The sequence below is a fragment of the Streptomyces sp. NPDC056160 genome (genome assembly GCF_042268205.1).
In the GTDB taxonomy this organism is placed as follows: domain Bacteria; phylum Actinomycetota; class Actinomycetes; order Streptomycetales; family Streptomycetaceae; genus Streptomyces.
In genome coordinates this window covers 1-3,496 of the sequence record NZ_JBHJUW010000292.1, presented here as the reverse complement: position 1 = coordinate 3,496, position 3,496 = coordinate 1, and the positions used below count along the sequence as shown (strand labels likewise).

Sequence of the window (3,496 nt, the reverse complement as noted above, 5' to 3'; positions counted from 1 at the left end):
ACGCTCGGCTGGGAAACCCCAGCCGAGCGCCTGCATAAACTGCTCACGGCCTGATCAACACAACCGCGTGTTGCAACGACCGCTAGAAACCGCCGTGGGACGGGAGGCCCCTTTCCCGTGTGCGGGGACCTCGGGAGGGACCCCGCGCGGGCCTCCCGTTGCCGCTCACCCGGCCAGGACGTCCAGCAGGCGGTCCACGTCCGTTTCGGTGTTGTACAGGTGGAAGGCGGCCCGCAGGTTGCCCGCGCGGGCGGACAGTTCGATGCCCGCGCCGCTCAACTCGCCCTGCCGGTCGCCGAGTCCGGGCACGGAGACGATCGGGGACCCGGGTGCGGCGACCGGCTCGTGGCCCAGGGAGCGCAGTCCGGCGCGGAACCGGCCGGCCAGCGCCAGGTCGTGGGCGCGTACGGCGGCCACGCCCAGCTCCTCCACCAGTTCCAGGGACCGGCGCCCGCCCGCGTAGGAGAAGAGCGCCGGACTCTCGTCGAACCGGCGTGCCGAGCCGGCGAGTTCGCCGACCGGGCCGTAGCAGCTGTCCCAGGGCCGCTCCCCCGCCACCCAGCCGGCGAACAGCGGCTGGAGGCCGCCGAGGTCGTCGGGGACGACCAGGAAGGTCACGCCCCGGGGGCACAGCAGCCATTTGAAGGCGACGGCGGCGACGTAGTCGTACGCGTCCGCGTCGAGGTCGAGCCACCCGGCGGCCTGCGAGGCGTCGACGTACGTGCGTGCCCCGTGCTCGCGCGCCGCCGCGCGCAGGGCGGGCAGGTCGGCGACCCGGCCGTCCGCCGACTGCGCGGCGCTCACCGCGACCAGCGCCGTCCCCGGCCGTACGGCCTCGGCGAGCTGCTCCAGCGGAACGCTGCGCACCTTCAGGTCGCGGCGCATGTGGAAGGGGTTCACCACGGAGCTGAAGTCGCCCTCGGCGGTGAGGACTTCGGCGCCCTCGGGGAGCGAGGCGGCGATGACACCGCTGTAGACGGCGACGGAGGCGCCGGCGGCCACCCGGTGGTCCGGCACCCGCGCCAGCCGGGCGAAACTCGCGCGGGCGGCCTCCACGTCGGCGAACATGTCGGTCGGCTGCCCGGTGGCCGCCGCCTCCACCGCGGTGCGCAGGGCCGCCACCGTACGGGCGGGGAGCAGCCCGAGGCTCGCGGTGTTCAGGTAGGTGTTCTTGGGGGCGAACTCGGCACGGACGAGGCTCTCGAACGTCTCCATGGGACCACTGTGCGGCCCCGGGAAGTCGAAGTCCATCGCGGATTTCTGCCCGGTTCCTCCAAGGGTCTCTTATGCATGGGCGCTGACCTGGGCGGACGCACGGCCCGGCGGCGGCCGGGCCGGCCTCAGGCCTGCGGCACCGCGCAGCCGTCCGGCCCGCAGGCCCCGGCGCCGCCGTTCCCGTCCTGGAGCAGGGTCAGCGGTGCGCGGTCGCCCCACGCCTGGGTGAGGGCCTGCCCGAACACCTCGGCGGGCTGGGCGCCGGAGACGCCGTACGTGCGGTCGAGGACGAAGAACGGCACCCCCGTGGCGCCGAGCTCGGCGGCCTCGCGCTCGTCGGCGCGCACCTCGTCGGCGTAGGCGTCCGGGTCGGCGAGCACCGCCCGGACGGCGGCGGCGTCGAGCCCGGCGCCGACGGCCAGCTCGACGAGCCGGTCGTCGCCCTCGGCGAACACGGACCGCTCCTCGGCGAAGTTCGCCCGGTACAGGGCCTCCAGCAGCTCGTCCTGCCTGCCGTGCTCCTTGGCGAGGTGCAGCAGGCGGTGCATGTCGAAGGTGTTGCCGTGGTCGCGGTCGCGGGTGCGGTAGTCGAGCCCCTCGGCGGCGGCCTGGGCGCCGAGGTTGTCCTCTCCGGCCTGCGCCTGCGCCTGGCTCATGCCGTACTTCCTGGTGAGCATGGTGAGCACGGGTTCGACGTCGCCCTTGGCGCGCTGCGGGTCCAGTTCGAAGGAGCGGTGCACGACCTCGACCTGGTCCCGGTGCGGGAAGGAGGCCAGCGCCTTCTCGAAGCGGGCCTTTCCTACGTAGCACCAGGGACAGGCGATGTCAGTCCAGATCTCGACGCGCATGCTCTCGGCTCTTCTCCAGGTCGTACGGGGGCGGAGGGGGTCTCGTCGCCGATGCGTGAACGTTCAAGCAGCCGTGTTCATTCCCCGGCCCGTTCACCGGTTCGTTCGTCGGTCCGTTTGTCGGTCCGTTCCCCGGTCCGTTCCCGGGGTCATTCCCCGGTCACCGGTCACGGTGAACCGCAGGTCCAGGTGGTGGTCGCCCTCGGCGGGCGGGTTCTCCGGGTCGGGGAACCAGCCCTGGCGGGCGTAGAAGGCCTGGGCCCGGGCGTTGTCCGCGTGGACGTCGAGGACGGCCGTGCGCCTGCCCTCGGCCCGCCACCGTTGCACGCAGGCCCGGTGCAGGGCCGTGCCGATGCCGGCCCGCCAGTGGCCGGGATCGACGTGGAACTGGAACAGTTTGACCGTGTCGGCGCACGCGCCGTCCGGGGTGCGGAAGGAGGCGATGGCGACGATCCGGTCCCCTTCGACGGCGCACAGCACCTGCGTCTGCGGCTGCTCGACACAGCCGCGCCAGGCCTCGCGCCAGTCGACGTCCCCCTGCGGAACGCCGTCCGGGTAGTACGTCGAACGGGCCCGCAGGTGCAGGTCGGCGATGGCCTCGACCTCGTCGGGCAGGGCGGCGCGGATCACCAGGGCGCCGTCCGCGCGTTCACCGCTCGCGTGTTCTTCGATCATGCGGGCAAGGACGCCCCGGCGGCCACGGCCGGTTGCGGCCCGGCCCGGCCCGGAACCCGGCCCTCGCTGGTCCTGCCTGAAGCCGGCCCTCGCTGGTCCTAGCTGCCGTCCCGCAGGTCCGCGAGTCCTCGCGGCCGAAAACCGATGTGGTCCCAGGTGACCGTGCACCCCTCCCCCACCGGCGACTGCGCCATGAAGCCGACCAGGGTGCCGTCCGCCTTCTCGGCCCCGTCCAGGGTGAAGACGCGGACGAAGGTCCAGCGCGCGCCGTCGTGGGAGGCGTGGAAGGCGAACGCGCGTCCGGTGCGGCTCACCCGCAGCCACAGCGAGTCGCCGTCCACGGTGAAGGAGTTGGCGTCGTCGGAGTGCCCGCGGGTGACCACCGTGCACACGGTGGGCACGTCCGGGGACAGCTCCAGGCACAGCTTGGCCCAGGCCCGCTCGCCGACGTGCACGTAGAGCACGCCCGCGTCGAAGGCCGCGCCGAAGCCGACCGTGACACGGGCGACCAGCTGGAAGTCGCCGTCCGGGGCACCGAGCAGGCGGGGGGCGTCACCGGCGGGGTCAAGCGCCTGGCCCGCGGGCGGCACGAAACGGTCCTGCCCGGGGCCCGCCCGGCCGGTGAGGACCCCGTCCGCACAGGACCACCGGCCGTCGGGCCCGTAGGGGCGCAGGGCGAAGGGGAGGGCGGGCAGTTCGAGGCGTTCGGCGTCCATTGCCGAAGTCTCCCAGCCCGCCTCCCGGCGGCCCGCCGCGGG

4 protein-coding genes are annotated in these 3,496 nt (G+C 73.9%); all 4 read right to left on the bottom strand.

The window, feature by feature from the left end; all coding sequences use genetic code 11:
• Positions 1–165: 165 nt before the first annotated feature.
• Positions 166–1,251: an aminotransferase class V-fold PLP-dependent enzyme gene (locus ACFC02_RS42050; protein WP_376368229.1), complete on the bottom strand. Its 1,086-nt coding sequence runs from the start codon at positions 1,249–1,251 to the stop codon at positions 166–168.
• An 89-nt stretch (positions 1,252–1,340) separates the two neighbouring features.
• Positions 1,341–2,063: a DsbA family oxidoreductase gene (locus ACFC02_RS42045; protein WP_376368227.1), complete on the bottom strand. Its 723-nt coding sequence runs from the start codon at positions 2,061–2,063 to the stop codon at positions 1,341–1,343.
• Between the two features lie 93 nt (positions 2,064–2,156).
• Positions 2,157–2,738, bottom strand: a complete 582-nt coding sequence (locus ACFC02_RS42040; protein ID WP_376368225.1) for a GNAT family N-acetyltransferase — start codon at positions 2,736–2,738, stop codon at positions 2,157–2,159.
• 98 nt (positions 2,739–2,836) lie between these two features.
• Positions 2,837–3,454 (bottom strand): DUF1349 domain-containing protein, encoded by a 618-nt coding sequence (locus ACFC02_RS42035; protein WP_376368231.1) that lies wholly within the window; start codon positions 3,452–3,454, stop codon positions 2,837–2,839.
• Between the last annotated feature and the right edge of the window lie 42 nt (positions 3,455–3,496).